We start from the raw sequence: 16,046 nt of genomic DNA, 5'->3' as shown, positions 1-16,046 counted from the left end.
CGACAAATCCCTTGGCTTGAGAAGTGACCAGGAAATTCTCCTCTTCAGCAAGGGCACCAGGGCAAAGTATCCAAAACGCTTGCGAAGGGTAAGCTTTCGTGATGAAGACCGGCATCGAACCTTGGTATTCTTGACCAACAATTTCGATCTACCGGCAGATACTATCGCAGCGTTATACAAAGCTCGCTGGGAAATTGAGTTGTTTTTCAAATGGATCAAGCAAAACCTCAAGGTGAAAAGCTTCTATGGCACTTCCCCAAATGCAGTAAAAACTCAGATCTGGATTGCTATGATCGTTTACCTCATTTTGGCGATCCTAAAGCAAAGATATGGGCTCGAAAAAAGGCTCTCTCAGCTATTACACTTTTTGGAGGTCAATCTGTTCGAGAAAAAGCGCCTGGTCGATATCTTTTTTGAGAGGCCGCGTAAAACATACGGCAAACGCGAAGCTCCACCTAAGCAGTTGACATTGTTTGACTATTGAGATCGCCATATTTATTAGCAAAGAGCCAAATGTGCTAATTTTACTCCTTAGATTTTTGAAGCAAATTTGCAAGTTGAAGAGCAAGTAAAATTATAACCTATTGATATCATTGCAAAGTAAACCGGACAGCAGTGATTTAAAGTATTTGTCAAGCCCCATATACTTATGCAATTGATAGAATTCTCTACATCCTTTTCCAAGCAGAAAGGACAAATACATAAGTCCTTCATATGGCAGAGCATAACGTTCTAGCCCTGGCTCAGTGCAGCGTCGACATTCAGGAAATCTACCTACGTTTTTTCTAAATCGAGAAGCCTCTCTCGAAAACAAAAGATCCTGTAAAGGTTTCTCTTTTATGTTTCCCACACTAAGGTTAATAAGTGGGCACAAAAATAATTCACCAGTGCTACGAACAAAAAAATAATTAAACCCGCACGAGCAGGGCTTCTTTGTTAAACCTGTCTTAAAAAATTGAACAAGTGTATCTCCATGATAACTCCAACGAAAGCTTTCACTTTCATAAAATTCAATCATTTTTTGGATATTTTTCGTACTGAAAACCAGATCATCCGCTCTGTCAGGATTCAAGTAGCGTGCGTCAGTAATAATACAAGGAGATATGATGGTAAACAGACGGTTTGTGTCAGCGTACTGTTCTATCTCGTCTAATTCTGCAATGTTTACTGGTAATATGGTAGTCTTTAGTCCGATGATGAGATTTGAAAATCTCTCTCTTAGCTCTTTCAGGCCCTGGATGGTTTCATCGACATGAGACCAGGCTTTCGGATAATTTCTTATTTTTTCGTGCATTTCTCCTATGGCGTCCATAGCACATACCGTCACTAAATCAATGTCCTTATCTCTCAGGACTGGAAGAATCTGTTCCATGTATTCCAAAATCCGGTCGGTCAAAAATCCGTTAGTAGTTACGGCAATCGATTTGAGTTTTCTAAGATTTTTCTGTTTCAAACTCGCTATCCCTGAGAATAGATCTATCAGATCTTTTCGTATAAAGGGTTCGCCTCCAGTGATATCCAGCTCCCGCAGATCCGAGAAAAGGTCGGATGCAAGAAAACGGAGCCAATCATCTGCGAAAAGTTCTGGCACCTCATGGGAGATCTTCCAGATATTACACATGATGCATTTGGCAATACACCTGTGTGTAACCTCCAGGCTAATGGCCTGAGGCCGCCCTGGACGACCCGTCCGTTTGAGATATTGAAATCGAATCCCGTTTGCCAGGAGCTTGGCTGCCAGTTTCGGTATAGAATCGGTCATCGCATCCTCGCTTGTTTGTCCTGACTATTTCGGTTCCTATTTAAATTGGCCGGTAGCTTTTCAAAAGCTGGGGTAGTCAGTTTATCGGTGTTCAAACCTGGATCCCGGATCGTGGAATCGTGGTCCGGGTAACATTGGCTCCTCCCAAGAATATACCGCTTTTCTTAAATTACAGCGGTCTTCCACATTCATGGGATCTCCGGTGCTTGCGTAGGCCCGTCCCAGACAACCGCCTCCGCAATGCAACCTGCCCAGGCATGATCGGCACGCTTTCAGTTCTATAAACCTTCGGCCGTAGAGCGCAGGCAGTTCCGCCCATTTTGAAACCCCTTGCCTCAGAATCGCCGCCATGGACTGCTCATGGACGCCCTGAACAGCATATTTCTCTATGGGGAGTATCTCACAGGGATACATCCGGCCTTCGGCGTCCACATAGGGTCGCTCCACACAGGCACAGTTTTGGGTAGAGGAATCGAATCTTCCTTTCAGCCACTCCAGGCAGGCTATGGTTCCCATTCTTTCGTATCTCTCTCTGAATTCGGCATCCTTGTGGTACCGGGCGAGAAGGTCTTTATACTGGGAAGGTGAGGGCAATGCGAGGTAATCCGTTTTTGCAGCCCGCCCTGCCCGTACCAGGGTACCGCTCACGAGACGGCCGACACCCAGATTATCCAAAAGCCGGAGTACTTGGGGAAGATCTTGGAAATTATGCCGCATTTCCGTAAATGCCACCTCGGTCCGCTTTCCCAACCCAGCTTGGACCAGAAGCCTCAATCCTCGCAATGTCCGATCAAAACTGCCCGATCCGCATACCCGGTCATGGATGGTGGCAGTAGCACCTTCAAGGCTTACCTGGATCCACAGTCCCTTAAACCCGAGTGAAGCCAGGGCCTTTACATCCTCTTCGCTCAGCAGGGTTGCGTTGGTCTGAAGGCGGACGCGCCTTACCCCGGGCAGACCGCAGGAAACCCGAAGGATTTGGAACCAATCGGGATGGGTCAGGGGCTCACCCCCGCTCAGGCAAACCTCCTCACAACCCAGTTCTACGAACTCCCTGATGCATCTCTGTAGTTTTCCCTTTGGGACCGGAGAAACGGTCTTGGGGGACCGACTCTGGGGCCAACAGTGAATACATTGAAGGTTGCACCCATTGGTAATCATCAGGGTCAGCATCTTTGGAGGCGCCAACCCGGCGCGTTTCATGTAACCGAGGACCCCCATTTTCTCCTTTTCGTCCATATCTTACGGCCTCACTAAGGTACCTGCTTCCCTGACCAGCCGGGGATTCACTGCCCGAAAGGACAGATGCCTGAGACAGCCCCACCATACACCCGATTGATAGGAAAGCTGATCCAGGGAGAAATAGAAAAGAAAACCCACGAGGTTCAGGCGGGGCTTTCTCATGACATATTCCAAAAGCCCGGTGAAAACATGCATGGCCCACAAGACCAGAAAGACCAAGGGCCAAAACAGTAAAACCGGGATACTCCAAATAAGATAATAGCGCGACATGAAGGCGCAGCCATTATAAAAAAAGACTCCATAGCTCCGCACAACCGAAAGAAAGAGGGCTGGAAACGGAATAGGGACCTCGCTTTGCCGCACCCGCTTCCGCTTGCCCAGGCTGTCTACAAATACAATCCCAACCCACAGCACAAGCGGAAGAAAGGTTTGAAACAACCCTGCGATCATGCCCATACTCCAAAACAGGGATGCACCGAGGGGAAAGACCATTTCCTTTCCCCTGTTGGGGTGAAGATGCTGGAGCATGGGCTCTGAAGTGCCGTAATCATAGCGCCTTTTGCAGAAGGGGATGAGCCTGTTTCGATGTTTGTGATGGATTCTTCCCGTCGGTCTGAACTCCACATGGTGCCCGGCATCTTGCAGCCGCCAGCAGAAATCCACGTCTTCCCCTACAATCAGGGACTCCTTGAATCCGCCGAGACTCAGGAATACATCCTTCCTCGCCAGGAGATTGCAGGACGGTACATAAAAGGCCATGTCCTTGTCTGCGGATCGCCTGATTCGACGACCTATGATTAAGGAAGATTTGACTGCCTCGTACCGATCCAGGCCGCTGTCCTTGAAATATCCCTCCACCCGACCTCCCACCGCAGCAATCCGAGTATCCCGAAATACGGGGACCAGGTCTCGGAGCCACTGAGGATCTGCCCGGCAGTCTGAATCTATAAAGGCCAGGATGTCCCCTTTCGCCTTTTTGGCGGCCAGATTGCGGCAGTGGGGGGCCTGCCGGTTCTCCTGAAGACGGATAAGCTCAACAGGAAATCGGGAAACCCGCTGGGGCGTATCATCCGTGGACGCATCATCCACCACCAGGATTTCCAGGCTCGATGACGGATAGTAGAGTTCCTCCAGGGAACGCAGGCAATCCTCAATTTCTCTGGGTCTGTTCCTCACAGGAATAATAATGGATACAAAAGGGTAATCGGAAAGAGCGGGGGTATTTTCCGTCTCCAGGAATCCTTTGCTGACCAGATCATTCAGGAACAGTTCTACCTGAAGGGGTTCCGGACCCTGTAGGAGAGAAGCGATGGTATCAAGAGGAACAAATTCGCGCCCGGCAAGGGCTTTAAAAACCGCTCCCCAGGAAGGGTGAAGGCGGATGGCCTTTAGGGGGTAACTCAGGACCAACTGAAAAGCCTTTTTCTGTTGATGGCAGGTAACTCCTTTGGCCAGGCGATAGGCCGGTTCCTTCGACTTTTTATTCCCTGTCTCTACCAAGGCCTACTGCTCCAAACCGTAACCCCTCAAAGAGACTACATAAAATTTACAGGGTTCCGGGTCAAGCCCGGAACGACGATTGTGGGGGCTTTACCGTTAGTCCTCATCTTCTCCTGTGCTTACTTGGAGGAGATCATGCCTTTTCAAAAACCGTAAGATCCCTTCCACCTGGGATGCCGGATCCCCTGTGAGCATCTCACCCTCTTTCTCCACTTGACTGCCTGAAAGGAGCTGCAGTATCCGGTCATGGGCATCCAGGCGGCTGTCCGGGAGCGGCACGGCCTTTGGCCGCGGACGGGGCGGGTAGACTCGTGTGGAAACCGCCTTGGGAGGAACGCTTTCCTTGTCGTAAACCATTCGTTGGATGGGCCGGAGGCGCGATTTTCTCTTTTCATCCAGGGTTGGCAGGGGAGGAGATCCAGCCCCTCCATCCACGCTGCATACAGTCGGGAGGGGGCATTCAACCACCTCGCGGACCCCGCGGCCTGCGCTTCTTTGCGCTTGCAAGACCGCTTTTTCCGTGTTTATGGACAGATCCCTGATAAAGGATACGAATCCCACCCCCAAATGGTGGGCCAACAAGACCCCAACCTGCCCGTTCCGGGTGTCCAGAGATTCTTGACCGCAGAGTACAAGATCCGCGCCCATGTGCTGGATGGCGCGGGACAGAAATATGGACTTCTGCCATGGATCCATGGGGCCTGCCATATCAATCTGACAGAGCCGATCCGCACCCATGGCCATACAGCGCCTCAGCTCCTCCTCGGCTGTGATGGGACCCAAGGTCAACAAGGTGATCTCCCCTTCCCCGCATGTATCCCTTGCCCGCAGAGCCAACCCCATGGCCCATTCGTCGTAAGGATTGATCCGGAGAACCTCGTCTTCCGGCGCCAAATAATGGGCTTCCGGATCTCTGCCTGTCCTGGCATAGGTATGACCGATCTGCTTGATGCAAACAACGATTTTCATGGCCTAATACACCCGGCCCAGAGCACTTTCCACCATATCTATCATATCCATCACTTGGGGCGGCCTGTCCATTCCCAGTGCGTTGATGCCGTCCTCCAGCATGGTCAGGCAAAAGGGGCATGCGGTGGCCACCCAATCCACACCGGCCTCGCACACCTCCCGGGCGCGGAGTTCATTGATCTTCTCACCCTGACTCTCATGGAGCCACATCCTGCCCCCGCCGCCACCGCAGCAAAAGGCCTTGTCCCGATTCCGCTCTAATTCCACAAGCTCCATCCCCGGGATGGACCGGCCGATGGTGCGTAAGGGCTCGTATAGCTGATTGGCCCGGCCCAGATAGCACGGGTCGTGGATGGCCGTTTTTTTCTCCACCGGGAATTTCAAGGTAAGCCGATTCTCTCCAATGAGCTCCATTACCAATTGCACCGCATGAACCACTTCCGCCCTGCTTCCCAGGGCCGGATACTCATTTTTCAGGGTATTGAACCCATGGGGGCAGAGGCATACGATTTTCCCGACCCCGTACTTTTCAAACGCTTGGATGTTTCTGCGGGCAAGGGATTGAAACCGCTCCTCATCCCCCAATCTCCTGGCGGGATCCCCGCAGCACAATTCCTCTTTTCCCAGGATCCCGAACGGCACCCCGGCCGCATTCAGGATCCTCACCATGGACCGAGTGGTTTCTTGATACCTTGGATGAAAGGCCCCGGAGCACCCCACCCACAGGAGGATTCCATCGCCCTGGACTTGCTCCTTGATATGGGGCACATCCAAATCCCAGGTCCAATCCGTTTTGTAGGCCACGCCTTTGCCATACACATCACCGTAGATCTCCTGATCCCGGATCATGGGGCGCGCCTCTTCCGGCAGAAGGCCCCGCCCCATGGTCTGATGCCGCCTCATCTCCACGAGCTGATCCATAGGCGCCGCATAGACCGGGCAATGCGCTACACAGGCCATGCAGGCAGTGCAGGCCCACATTTCATCCGGCCCGATTCCGCTTTCGAGCAGGAATTGGGGGGATTTTTCCATCTGCGCCCGAACGGCCAGGATGGTCTTCCGTGGGGAGAGGGGTTTTCCCGAGATCAAGGCCGGACAGTAGGTATCGCACCGACCGCAGGAAACACAGGCCTGCGCATCCAGGAGTTGCTTCCAACTCAGATCGGCCACCTGCCTTGCGCCCACAGGCCCTTGATCCAGATCCATCTCTCTGAGTATCCCCCGGGGCCCGTTGCTCCGGTAATAGACATTCAAGGAAGAGGCTACAAGATGGCGCATAAAGGTAAACGGGAGGATGCACAAAAAAAGGAGGACCGCAAAAAAATGTACCCGAATCATGATCTGCATGAATAGCGGGGAGGAGGGAAGAAATGCGGCCAAAAGCCCGCCCATCGGCGTGGGCCATAAAACAGTGGGATCCGTGATTTGAAGGCGAACCCCTTCGGCGAAAAAGCCGCTGACAACAATGCCCAACAACACCAGGGCAGGGAAAACCGCCCCTTTGGGCCCTGAAAAGCCGCCGATGACCAGTCGCCGGATCAGGAAAAATACGAGTCCGGCCAAGAGGGCTGCTCCCAGGATGTCGCTAATGAGAGATAAGACCTGGGCGGGCAGAAGGGGCAGGGCAAAGCCGAACTGGGTCACCAGGGCAATGATGAGAGGAAACAGGACACCCCAAAAAACCGCCAGGTGGGCCGCCCCGGCAGGACCTTTTTCCAGGATCCGCCCGTGGCCCAGAAGGTATCCCAAAAGGCCCTTGATATTCCCCGGCCGGAATTCCTCCCGGCCCATGCGCCAGGTAGCCCGGAATCTGGATAGGCCCGTAAAAAGGATGATAACGGCCACCCCGGTGAGCAAAATGTCAAATGCGGTCAGCAACGGCCTGCCTCCTTAGCATGTTATTCGCCCCCATTTTGTTTCCCGGAAAACCGCCGGATGTAGAACCAGATCCCGCCGAAGGCAACCAGAAAGACGGCAATCCCATATACCGTTTTCACCACCCACAGGGATAACCTCCTATTGTCTTTTTCCAGGGGATGGAAGGAACCCAGCAAAGGGCTTTGCCCATGAAGGGGCCTGTGGCATTCATGGCATTTTCTGTCATTAAGTAGGCTCTTCTCCCCATGGGCTGCTTGCCCTTGATGGCAGCCCAAGCAGTCTCCTGGATCATATTCACGGCCGAGATCCTGCTTGCCATGGGATCGGACCTGGACTGACCCCAGCCAGGAGAAAAAATCGGCATCTCCAGTTTGTGCCGGATGGCAGGTCCCGCAGGTCTCATCCAGGTTTTCAGGATGAACCCAAGAGTCTGGATTGCTTTTGGCCAAGATAGCATGCCTGGAATGACATGCGTAACACGGGGGACGAACCCCTTTTTCCGCTCTCAACCCATGCCTGTTTGGCTGTTCATGGCACTGTCCGCAATCCACCCTGCCGGATCCTGTCGCAGTCTTGTGGCTTTCATCCACAACCTGGACATGACAATCCTGGCAGGTGACCCAAGCGACGGTGTGAACCGAAGTCTTATAGGCATCCAGGGCGATCCGGCGCGTGCTTTCCCCGGATTCCTTTTGGTGACACCGGATGCATTCCTCCACCGTGTAGGCAAAGGCCTCTGGCCCCAGAAAAATCATAAGACCGAGAAGACCGTATGAAATCATCCTTTTCATCATCACGATGGGGGTTCCTTCATCTCCTTGATGCGCTCTATCAATAGGGGAAGAACCCGGTGCAAATCCCCGACCACGCCCAGATCGGCGAATCGAAAGATCCGCGCCCGAGGGTCGATGTTGATCGCAATCACCTTCTGGGATTTTTCCATCCCCGCCGTGTACTCGTTGGCCCCGGAGATACCGCAGTTGAGAATCAGACGTGGCCCCACTCTCTTTCCAGTCTGCCCGATCTGCCGTTCATGGGGAAGCACCTGCCAGTCAATGACAGGCCGCGTTCCGGCCACGGAACCGCCCAGGGCCCGGGCCAGCTCATGGACGATTTCAAAGACTTCGCCCTTGCCCACGCCACGGCCGCCAGACACAATAATGTCGGCCTCCTCCAGATCCAGGTGCTCGGGATCCGCCTCGATGACTTCGACTACCCTGGTTTGGAGCTCCTCCGGAGAAACTTCCAAAGGTTCCACATGGATTTCCGCTTCCCTTTCTGTATTGGACTCCGGAGCAACAAGCACGGAAGGGAGGAAGGATATAATCGGCAGAGTGCTGCCCTCCAAACGTACATGTTCAAAAAGATATCCGTTGGCCACAGGACGGGTAATGACCAATCGGCCTTGGGCTTCCACTTGGAGATCCATGGCATAGGTAACCAGTGCGGTCTCCAGCAAGGCCCCAAGCCGGGGGGCCAGATCTGCGGTTTGCGCATTCTGGGCCATCAGCAGGCCGTGGGGTTTCTCTCTCTGGATGAGGCCAAGAAGAACCCGTGCGAAGAGCTCCCCCTGATACCGGGAAAGATCTTTCGCATCAACATAGCGGACCCGATCCGCGCCAAAGGAGCTGAGTTTTTCAAGCTCCGGGCCGAGCCCTTCACCCAATACCACCGCAGTAACCAGGCCTTTTTCACCCATTTGGGAGAGGAGCCTTCGGGCCTCGCCTAAAAGGCCGAAGGTCACATCTTCCAACACGCCGCCTCGGTGCTCCGCCCAGATCCAAATATCCTTCACAACAGTCTTCCTATCCTGTGACCTTCCACAATGGCCATATCCGTCTTCCTGGGGGCCACGCAATCCCCGATGCGGTATACCTCCTGAATCTTTCCCTTCAGGGTAAAATAGAGCGCGTCCAAGACCACATTTCCCGCGGCCAGCACCACCGTGTCATATCCCTCAAAATCCATCATCTCATTGGAATACACATTCAGCCCCTTGACCACGGTCCCCTGGATCTCGAGTACCGCAATATCCGGTGTACAGGTCACACCCTTTTTGGCCAACCTTTGCCTGGCCAGGTATAGATCCTGGAGCGGTCCCAAGGCACCCCCCTGAAACAGGGCCGGGGTCAGCACATGCACGTCCTTTCCCTGGTCGGCCAAAAACTCGGCCGTTCCGGTCCCCTGATGATGCCCGTCCAAATCGATGAACAAAACCCGCTGGCCGGTCTCCGCCTCTCCTTTGAGGACCTGCTGGGTATTGAGGACCTCGGGAAAGCCGTATTCTCCTGGGAAAGGCTTCTCTTTGGGTACCGATCCAGTGGCCACCACCACGGCGTCCGGGTTCTCGGCCAAGATTCGGGCCTCATCCGCCTCCTGGCCCAGCCTCACCACCAGATCCAGCTTGAAGACCTGGCCGGCCAACCACCGGGTCACCCCCTGGATCTCCTGCCGGCCCGGCACCATGCCCGCAATAATGTTTTGACCACCCACCTCCTCGTTTTTTTCAAACAGAATCACCCGATGCTTCCTCAAGGCGGCCACTCGGGCCGCTTCCAGACCGGCAGGGCCCGCACCCACCACGACCACTTTTTTGGGGGTTTCACAAGGGGTGAGTGTGCCCGCACCCAGCTCCTTTTCGTTTCCAGCGGCCGGAGTCTGCATGCAGCCGATGGTATACCCCAGCCCCATCCGGCCGATACAGCCCTGATTGCAGGCGATACAGTGGCGGATGTCGTCTTCCCGACCCTCCCGGGCCTTATTGGGAAGCTCCGGGTCGGCAATCAGGGCGCGGACCATGTTGATCATGTCGGCCTGGCCGTCTTCCAGAATCTTCTCGGCCAGCCGGGGATCGTTGATCCGGTTGCTGCAGTAGACCGGCAGGTTCACCACGGAGCGAATGGCCGAGGACAGGGGAACCGTATAGGCCAGGGGCGTGTGCATGGAGCCTTCCACCAGATAGAGGTTATGAAAGGTCCCCAGACTCAGGTCCAAAAAATCGATCCGGCCGCTGGCCTCCAGCCGGGCGGCGATCCTCTTGGCATCCTCCAGGGTCAGGCCTCCCCTGGGGTGCATCTCATCGGCATTGAGCCGGACCCCCAGGGTAAACTTCGGGCCCACGGCCCCGCGCACCGCATCAATTACTTCCAGGCAGAAGCGGATACGGTTTTCAAAACCGCATCCGTAGGCATCCTCTCTGAAATTGGTGGCCGGCGAGAGGAACTGACGGATCAGGGAGCTGTGTCCCACTTGTAACTCAATGCCGTCAAAGCCTCCCTCCAGGGCGTGAAGGGCACTTTTTGCAAAGTATTCTATGCATTCCTGGATATCTTCGACCTCCATCTCCTTGGATATCTCCCGGAATAAGGGATCCTTCCCGGCAGAAGGCCCCCATACGGGGAGCCTGGAGAGCTTTCCATCCGCCTGCATGCCGTTGTGATTCAACTGGGCAAATATCTTGGTGTCATAGGCGTGGATGGCACGGGTAAGTCGCTGAAACCCGGGGATGACCGAAGGCAAAAAGGCGTCCACCAATTTTTCGTAGGCCAGATCCGACGGGTGAACGGTCATCTCCTCCGTGGTGATGAGGCCGCAGCCCCCTTTGGCCCGCTCCCGGTAGTAGTCCACGTGGCGTTCGCTGATTTGATGATTCTCCGAGAGATTGGTCAAATGGGCGGCAAAATGGATCCGGTTGGGGACCACCATAAAACCGATCTTCAAAGGAGAAAAGAGGTAGTGATAGTCACTCACAGTCTCTCTCCCATGCTTCTGCCTTCAAAAATGGCCATATCGATTCCCCGGGGCGCCACACAATCCCCCACCCGGTAAAGGGCCTTCACCCGGCCCTTCAATTGCCGGTAGAGGGCATCATCGACCTCGTTTCCCATATCCAGGACAATGCTCGGGTAGTCTTCAAAAAAGACGGTTTCATGGGTATACACGTTCCTCGCCTTAACCCAGTGGTCCTGGATTTCATCCACCACCACATCTGGAATAAAGCGCACTCCTTTTTGAAGAAGACGCTGCCGGGTCAGGTAGAGATCGCCTAAGGGGGCCAGCTCCATGCCGATAAAAAGATCGCTGGTCACCATATCCACCCTTTTGCCCTGATCGGCCAGGACTTCTGCGGTGGCGGTGGCATGATGCCCCCCATTCTCGTCAATAAAAAGGACTCTTTCTTCAACCGGATACCAGCCCTCCAATACGTCCCATACATTGAGCACCGAGGGAGGCCCGTAACGCCCGGGTACGGGGTATTGGATGGGTCTCGATCCCGTGGCTATAATCACCGCATCCGGGTCCAGGCTGTAAACCCGCTCCGGGGTCACCAATTCGCCCGTATAAATGGGAACCCGAAGCTGACCCAATGCATGGCGCAGATAGCGTATAATTTCTTCCAGACCCGCTCTGCCGGCGCCTTTCGCCGCAAGGTTGATCTGACCTCCAATAACGGGCTCCTTTTCATACACTGTTACCTCGTGCCCTTTTTCAGCCGCAGTACGGGCCGCTTCCAGGCCTGCCGGTCCAGCACCCACCACCAGGATCCGCTTGGGGGTTTTGAATTTCCGATCTCCTATCTCCGACTTCCGATTTTCCTCATACCCCACGTCCGGATTCTGGGTGCAGCCAAGAGCTTTGGACTGGTTGATGCGGCCGATGCATCCTTTGTTGTCCCGGACACAATGCCGGATAGCTTGGAGCTCTCCTTCCCGGGCCTTGTTGGGTGCATCCGGATCACAGATCAGCTGGCGAATCAATCCGACCGCGTCAGCACGGCCTTGGGCCAACACCTCCTCGGCCATTTCAGGGAAATCAATCTGGTGACCCGCTATAACCGGAATGCTCACGGCATTATGGATCCTATCGACCTCGCCCAGAGCGAAGCCGGCCGGCGTATACCCGGAGGCCATGGAAAGATGAAGATTATAATAGGTACCTACCGTCACATGGATGAAATCCACTTCTTGGGTGGCTTCCATACTCTTGGCAAACTCCCTGGATTCATCCAGGGTAATGGCCCCCCAAAACCTTTCATCTGCACACAAACCCACCCCAACAGCGAAATCCGGACCCACTGCATTCCGGACGGCGTGGACCACCTCCAGGGGGAAACGCATTCGGTTTTCCGGACTTCCCCCGTACTCATCCTGGCGCAGGTTGCTGAGCGGGGAGAGAAACTGCCGCAGGAGAGATTCAGAGCCCATGTCGATCTCAACACCGTCAAAACCACCGTCTCTGGCCAAAACAGCCGCCCGGGTAAAGGCCTCCGCCACCACGGCCATGTCTTCGGACTCCATGGCCTTGGCCGTCTCCCCAAAAACGATATCCGCTATGGCCGAAGGCCCCCATACCGCATGCCGGGTAATCGCGCCACTGCTTTGAAACCCGTGATGCCTGAGCTGGGCAAAAACCGGGGTGTCAAAGGCGTGAACCGCCTGGGTGAGTCTTACGTAATCCTGAACCACCTCAGAATTGTGGGCCGCAATCATGGCCTCCCAGGGACCGTCCTGGGAATGGATGGAGAGCTCTCCTACGATGATCAGGCCAGTCCCGCCTCGGGCCCTCCGTCGATAGTAGGCCACATGACGCTCATCCAGACGGGCTTGCCGCGCAAAGTTGGTCCGGTGGGCCGGAAAACAGATGCGGTTGGGCAGGGATACGCTACCCAGCGTGAGGGGGGTAAAGAGATGATCAAACACGGCTAAAAGAGCATTTCCTTATTCCGGGGTTCGATATCCGGTGAGCCCCGGTTCAGATTCACCAGGCATTCCGGATCCGGCATGTTGAGATCGTGATAGGTGTGGTAGGCCATAGCGGGACATCCCCCCCGGCAGGACTCAAACCGGGGGCAATCCATGCAGGTCTCTACATTCAAGCTGCGAAGTCTGGAGAAAACCAGAGAATGGTCCCACATATCCTTAAATTCATTCTCTCGGACATTGCCTGCCAAAAAAGGTCTCTCCTGCAAAAACGCGCAAGGATACACGTCCCCTGCCGGCGAAATGCAGCAGGTCATCTTGGCGGCCCCGCACATATCCAGCCCCTTCCTACGCCGGTTCTCCGAGGTGAGACAGAAAAACGAATCCCCGGTGCGCACCAATTCGTGCCCTTCCAGCCACGCGGCAAAGGCCTCCAGTTGTCGGGTATCCGGTGCAAGCCAATCTCGGCTTTCCTTGCCCCTCCCGGAGGGGCGAAACCGGGAAACCCGGAGTTCCGCCCCGAAGTCTTTTGCCAGGGTTCTGAGTTCCTCCAATTGGGGGTAATTGGTCCTGGTCAGGACAGCATTAACGCTAAAATCTACCCCATGGCGTGAGAGGCATTCCAGGGCTTCCAGAATCCGTTTGTAGGATCCTTTGCCCCGAATGGGATCGTTTACTTCGGCCGTGGCCCCGTCCAGACTCACCTGCAGATACAACATTTCCAGTTGAGACAACCTCTTGGCCAGGGAATCATCGATCAATAGGCCGTTGGTGCTCACACAGGTCACCAGCCCTTTTTCATGACAGTAGGCCAAAAGATCCATGAAATCTTCCCGGATAAAGGGCTCCCCGCCGCCGATATTGACCTGGAACACTCGAATCCCGGTCAACGCATCCACAATCTCTCGGCACTCTTTGGCGGACAATTCCTTTTCAGCGCCAGCCCCTGAATCCGAAAGGCAATGAACACAACGAAGATTGCATCTCTGGGTGATCTCCCAGGTGACGTTCACCGGCGCCCGAAGGCCCATCCGGGCCATTTTAGCACTCAAAGATGACCCCCTTTTCTTTCAGTTGAGAAAGGCTCCCTTCCAGGGCCTTGATCGCCTTCTCCGAAGGGAGACCCGCTTTCCCCCGGGCTTTGATCCACTGATCCAGGCTCATCTCTCCCTGAAAAAAAGAGGGATCCAGCAGGGAGCCACAGGAGAGAAAAAAAAGCCGGGGCCCTTTCATGGCATAGAACAGGAGCCCAAAATCTTCCTCTCGAACTTGGGCCCCCGAGGAGAGCCGATACCTGGTTTCTGATAAAGCTGTCATTTTTTTTCCAGCAACCTATTCGACAGGCTCAATAGACACCACAGATACCATCTATGGCCATTTCTTCGATTTCGATCTGTTCGGTTGCAAAAAGGTCTTTTTCTTTCCGGCCAGTCTGATTGTCTTTCTGGTCCTCACTCTCATTATTTTGGTTGGACTTAGAAACCCTGGTCCTTTGGGCCAGGTCAGAGATAATCGGCTCTGCCATAATCTTATTGTTTGAGCTAACCAAAACCCAAGAGTATAGGTTTGCTAATCAAACAGTTCAGGTCGCAAGACCAGACAGGTTCAGGTTCGACTCGTGAGGCTTCAGCCCAGCCCTAAAAAATGAGAGACTAACACGGACCGGCTTTTTTGTCACTTAGGAGGTAACCAGCTCAGGACCGGTAAATCATGCCCTCCGGGCTTATACCAAAGCCGGCCCCTCTGGGGTCGGATTTTTACTTGCTTTTCTTCGTTCTTCATTCTTATCAAAGCCTCCTTACTTTGACAAATTTGTGTTCACGTAGAACCCAGGCCGGGGTGAAATCCGTACCCTATCCCCCTGATGACAACTGGTCCGGAGATTTGACCGTTAATTGAAAAAAAGGTCTTTTTGCTTTCCAGAGGAAGATCCTGGTATTTTTGGGCCAATATCATAGAAACCGGTCAAGGGTCGTACCCTCGGCCACATCCAATTCGTCCTGCTCCACCCCTGCCAGCGTTCTGAAAAAACTTGAAAAGTTTACGATAACCCGCATTTTGACCACTACAAGCCAAGGGTATGAATTACATTTTCCATTCCGCCCAGCCTCTCTAAAGAACTGCGGTTGGGCTTTCCAGTGGCCTCATCCCAATCGATCGCCTTGAAAAAATTGCGGATAAAGTCCTGGTGATCCACAGTCACCCCTTTAAGGGGGCCCTCTGTCTGCGGGGGCTCGCCTACGCAACGTTTAGGGAGCTGGAAGTCGCCTGGTTTCAACCCCTCGCGAAGGTTGAAGGCATGGCGCATATTAAAAATTCTAAGCCCGGCGTTCATCTCCTCCTCTGCACCGAAGTCCCAACCCGTGACAGGCGGTATCAATTTCCAGGCGATATTCTGCACGCCAGTGAAGTCCTTAAATAGTGTCTGAACGAAAACCCCTTTTGCGGACCTTTGGAGCGGCACCCAAGGTTCAGGCTTCGGCACGTTTTGACGCGAGAAATTGCTTTCCTCTACCAAAAAGTGTGCTTCTTAGGCTACCGAAGTCGATTTTTACACCAAAATGAATGAAATTCAGTTTGGCGGGTAGTGTTGGCTATTTGACCTTTTGTCTAATAGCTTAGGGTAGTTAAGATAGAGAATGTGCCATAATCGCGTTCTTTTTCTCCAGACGTTGAAGGCGGTTGAGGTCCCGCTGTTGGAGCACATGACCGATGATCTGAATATTCCGGGCCAGCACGGCCAGACCAACATAGCGCTTGAAGCCATGCAGCCCATGATCCAAACAACGGTCCAAGCCATGATTTTCAAGCGCATTGATGGAAGATTCAACCGCTGAGTGCTTACGGCGGGCGGCTATCCCCCTGTGTCAGAGTAGTTGTCGGATGAAGCAGGAGAGAAGTGGCGACACCCCCGTAGGTGAGCGTAGCGAACCGGAGGGGGTGTCGGAGGCGACCCGCCATCCCCATTTCTCCTCAATACGAACATGAAGCGGGGC

Annotated in this window: 14 protein-coding genes and 1 pseudogene; 1 reads left to right on the top strand and 14 read right to left on the bottom strand. The window is 54.0% G+C overall.

Features of this window, described 5'->3' with window-relative positions; genetic code table 11:
- A partial coding sequence (locus K9N21_23615) for a transposase (protein ID MCF8146905.1) occupies positions 1–484 on the top strand: 484 nt, incomplete at its 5' end.
- A gap of 90 nt (positions 485–574) precedes the next feature.
- Here the strand turns inward: K9N21_23615 and K9N21_23610 are convergent.
- The 14 genes and pseudogenes from K9N21_23610 to K9N21_23545 form a co-directional block, all read right to left on the bottom strand.
- On the bottom strand, positions 575–1,762 hold the full coding sequence (locus tag K9N21_23610; protein MCF8146904.1) for a radical SAM protein: 1,188 nt from the start codon (positions 1,760–1,762) through the stop codon (positions 575–577).
- A gap of 81 nt (positions 1,763–1,843) precedes the next feature.
- Positions 1,844–3,001: a radical SAM protein gene (locus tag K9N21_23605; GenBank protein ID MCF8146903.1), complete on the bottom strand. Its 1,158-nt coding sequence runs from the start codon at positions 2,999–3,001 to the stop codon at positions 1,844–1,846.
- A gap of 3 nt (positions 3,002–3,004) precedes the next feature.
- A complete protein-coding gene (gene mftF, locus K9N21_23600) occupies positions 3,005–4,504 on the bottom strand; it encodes a mycofactocin biosynthesis glycosyltransferase MftF (GenBank protein MCF8146902.1) in 1,500 nt (499 codons plus the stop codon).
- Between the two features lie 96 nt (positions 4,505–4,600).
- Entirely contained in the window at positions 4,601–5,473 is an 873-nt protein-coding gene (locus K9N21_23595; protein MCF8146901.1) for a hypothetical protein, read from the bottom strand.
- A gap of 3 nt (positions 5,474–5,476) precedes the next feature.
- Positions 5,477–7,351, bottom strand: a complete 1,875-nt coding sequence (locus tag K9N21_23590; protein MCF8146900.1) for a 4Fe-4S dicluster domain-containing protein — start codon at positions 7,349–7,351, stop codon at positions 5,477–5,479.
- A gap of 20 nt (positions 7,352–7,371) precedes the next feature.
- Positions 7,372–8,148, bottom strand: coding sequence for a hypothetical protein (locus K9N21_23585; protein MCF8146899.1), 777 nt, complete (start codon positions 8,146–8,148; stop codon positions 7,372–7,374).
- Positions 8,145–9,146 carry an electron transfer flavoprotein subunit alpha/FixB family protein gene (locus K9N21_23580; GenBank protein ID MCF8146898.1) on the bottom strand — a complete coding sequence of 334 codons (1,002 nt, stop codon included), beginning with the start codon at positions 9,144–9,146 and terminating at the stop codon, positions 8,145–8,147. The genes K9N21_23585 and K9N21_23580 overlap by 4 nt, the downstream gene beginning before the upstream one ends.
- Positions 9,143–11,056 (bottom strand): mycofactocin system FadH/OYE family oxidoreductase 2, encoded by a 1,914-nt coding sequence (locus K9N21_23575; protein MCF8146897.1) that lies wholly within the window; start codon positions 11,054–11,056, stop codon positions 9,143–9,145. Before K9N21_23575 ends, K9N21_23580 begins: the two co-directional genes overlap by 4 nt.
- A gap of 41 nt (positions 11,057–11,097) precedes the next feature.
- On the bottom strand, positions 11,098–13,050 hold the full coding sequence (locus K9N21_23570) for an FAD-dependent oxidoreductase (GenBank protein ID MCF8146896.1): 1,953 nt from the start codon (positions 13,048–13,050) through the stop codon (positions 11,098–11,100).
- Between the two features lie 2 nt (positions 13,051–13,052).
- Positions 13,053–14,090 (bottom strand): mycofactocin radical SAM maturase, encoded by a 1,038-nt coding sequence (mftC, locus tag K9N21_23565; protein ID MCF8146895.1) that lies wholly within the window; start codon positions 14,088–14,090, stop codon positions 13,053–13,055.
- Position 14,091: 1 nt separating this feature from the next.
- On the bottom strand, positions 14,092–14,367 hold the full coding sequence (gene mftB / locus K9N21_23560; protein ID MCF8146894.1) for a mycofactocin biosynthesis chaperone MftB: 276 nt from the start codon (positions 14,365–14,367) through the stop codon (positions 14,092–14,094).
- 28 nt (positions 14,368–14,395) lie between these two features.
- Positions 14,396–14,575, bottom strand: coding sequence for a mycofactocin precursor MftA (gene mftA / locus K9N21_23555; GenBank protein ID MCF8146893.1), 180 nt, complete (start codon positions 14,573–14,575; stop codon positions 14,396–14,398).
- Between the two features lie 540 nt (positions 14,576–15,115).
- Positions 15,116–15,451, bottom strand: coding sequence for an aldehyde ferredoxin oxidoreductase C-terminal domain-containing protein (locus K9N21_23550; protein ID MCF8146892.1), 336 nt, complete (start codon positions 15,449–15,451; stop codon positions 15,116–15,118).
- A 226-nt stretch (positions 15,452–15,677) separates the two neighbouring features.
- Positions 15,678–15,902, bottom strand: a pseudogene (locus K9N21_23545) (hypothetical protein).
- Between the last annotated feature and the right edge of the window lie 144 nt (positions 15,903–16,046).

The organism is Deltaproteobacteria bacterium (assembly GCA_021737785.1).
Taxonomy (GTDB): Bacteria; Desulfobacterota; DSM-4660; order Desulfatiglandales; family Desulfatiglandaceae; genus AUK324.
Note: the sequence above shows the minus strand (reverse complement) of the source record. Positions and strands in the feature narration are given on the sequence as shown.

Coding starts and splice junctions, on each gene's coding strand:
- mftA (MCF8146893.1), bottom strand. CDS start 14,575: ATGGCAGAGCCGATTATCTCTGACCTGGCCCAAAGGACCAGGGTTTCT.
- K9N21_23605 (MCF8146903.1), bottom strand. CDS start 3,001: ATGGACGAAAAGGAGAAAATGGGGGTCCTCGGTTACATGAAACGCGCC.
- K9N21_23575 (MCF8146897.1), bottom strand. CDS start 11,056: ATGGTGGTCCCCAACCGGATCCATTTTGCCGCCCATTTGACCAATCTC.
- mftB (MCF8146894.1), bottom strand. CDS start 14,367: ATGACAGCTTTATCAGAAACCAGGTATCGGCTCTCCTCGGGGGCCCAA.
- mftC (MCF8146895.1), bottom strand. CDS start 14,090: ATGGCCCGGATGGGCCTTCGGGCGCCGGTGAACGTCACCTGGGAGATC.
- K9N21_23610 (MCF8146904.1), bottom strand. CDS start 1,762: ATGACCGATTCTATACCGAAACTGGCAGCCAAGCTCCTGGCAAACGGG.
- K9N21_23595 (MCF8146901.1), bottom strand. CDS start 5,473: ATGAAAATCGTTGTTTGCATCAAGCAGATCGGTCATACCTATGCCAGG.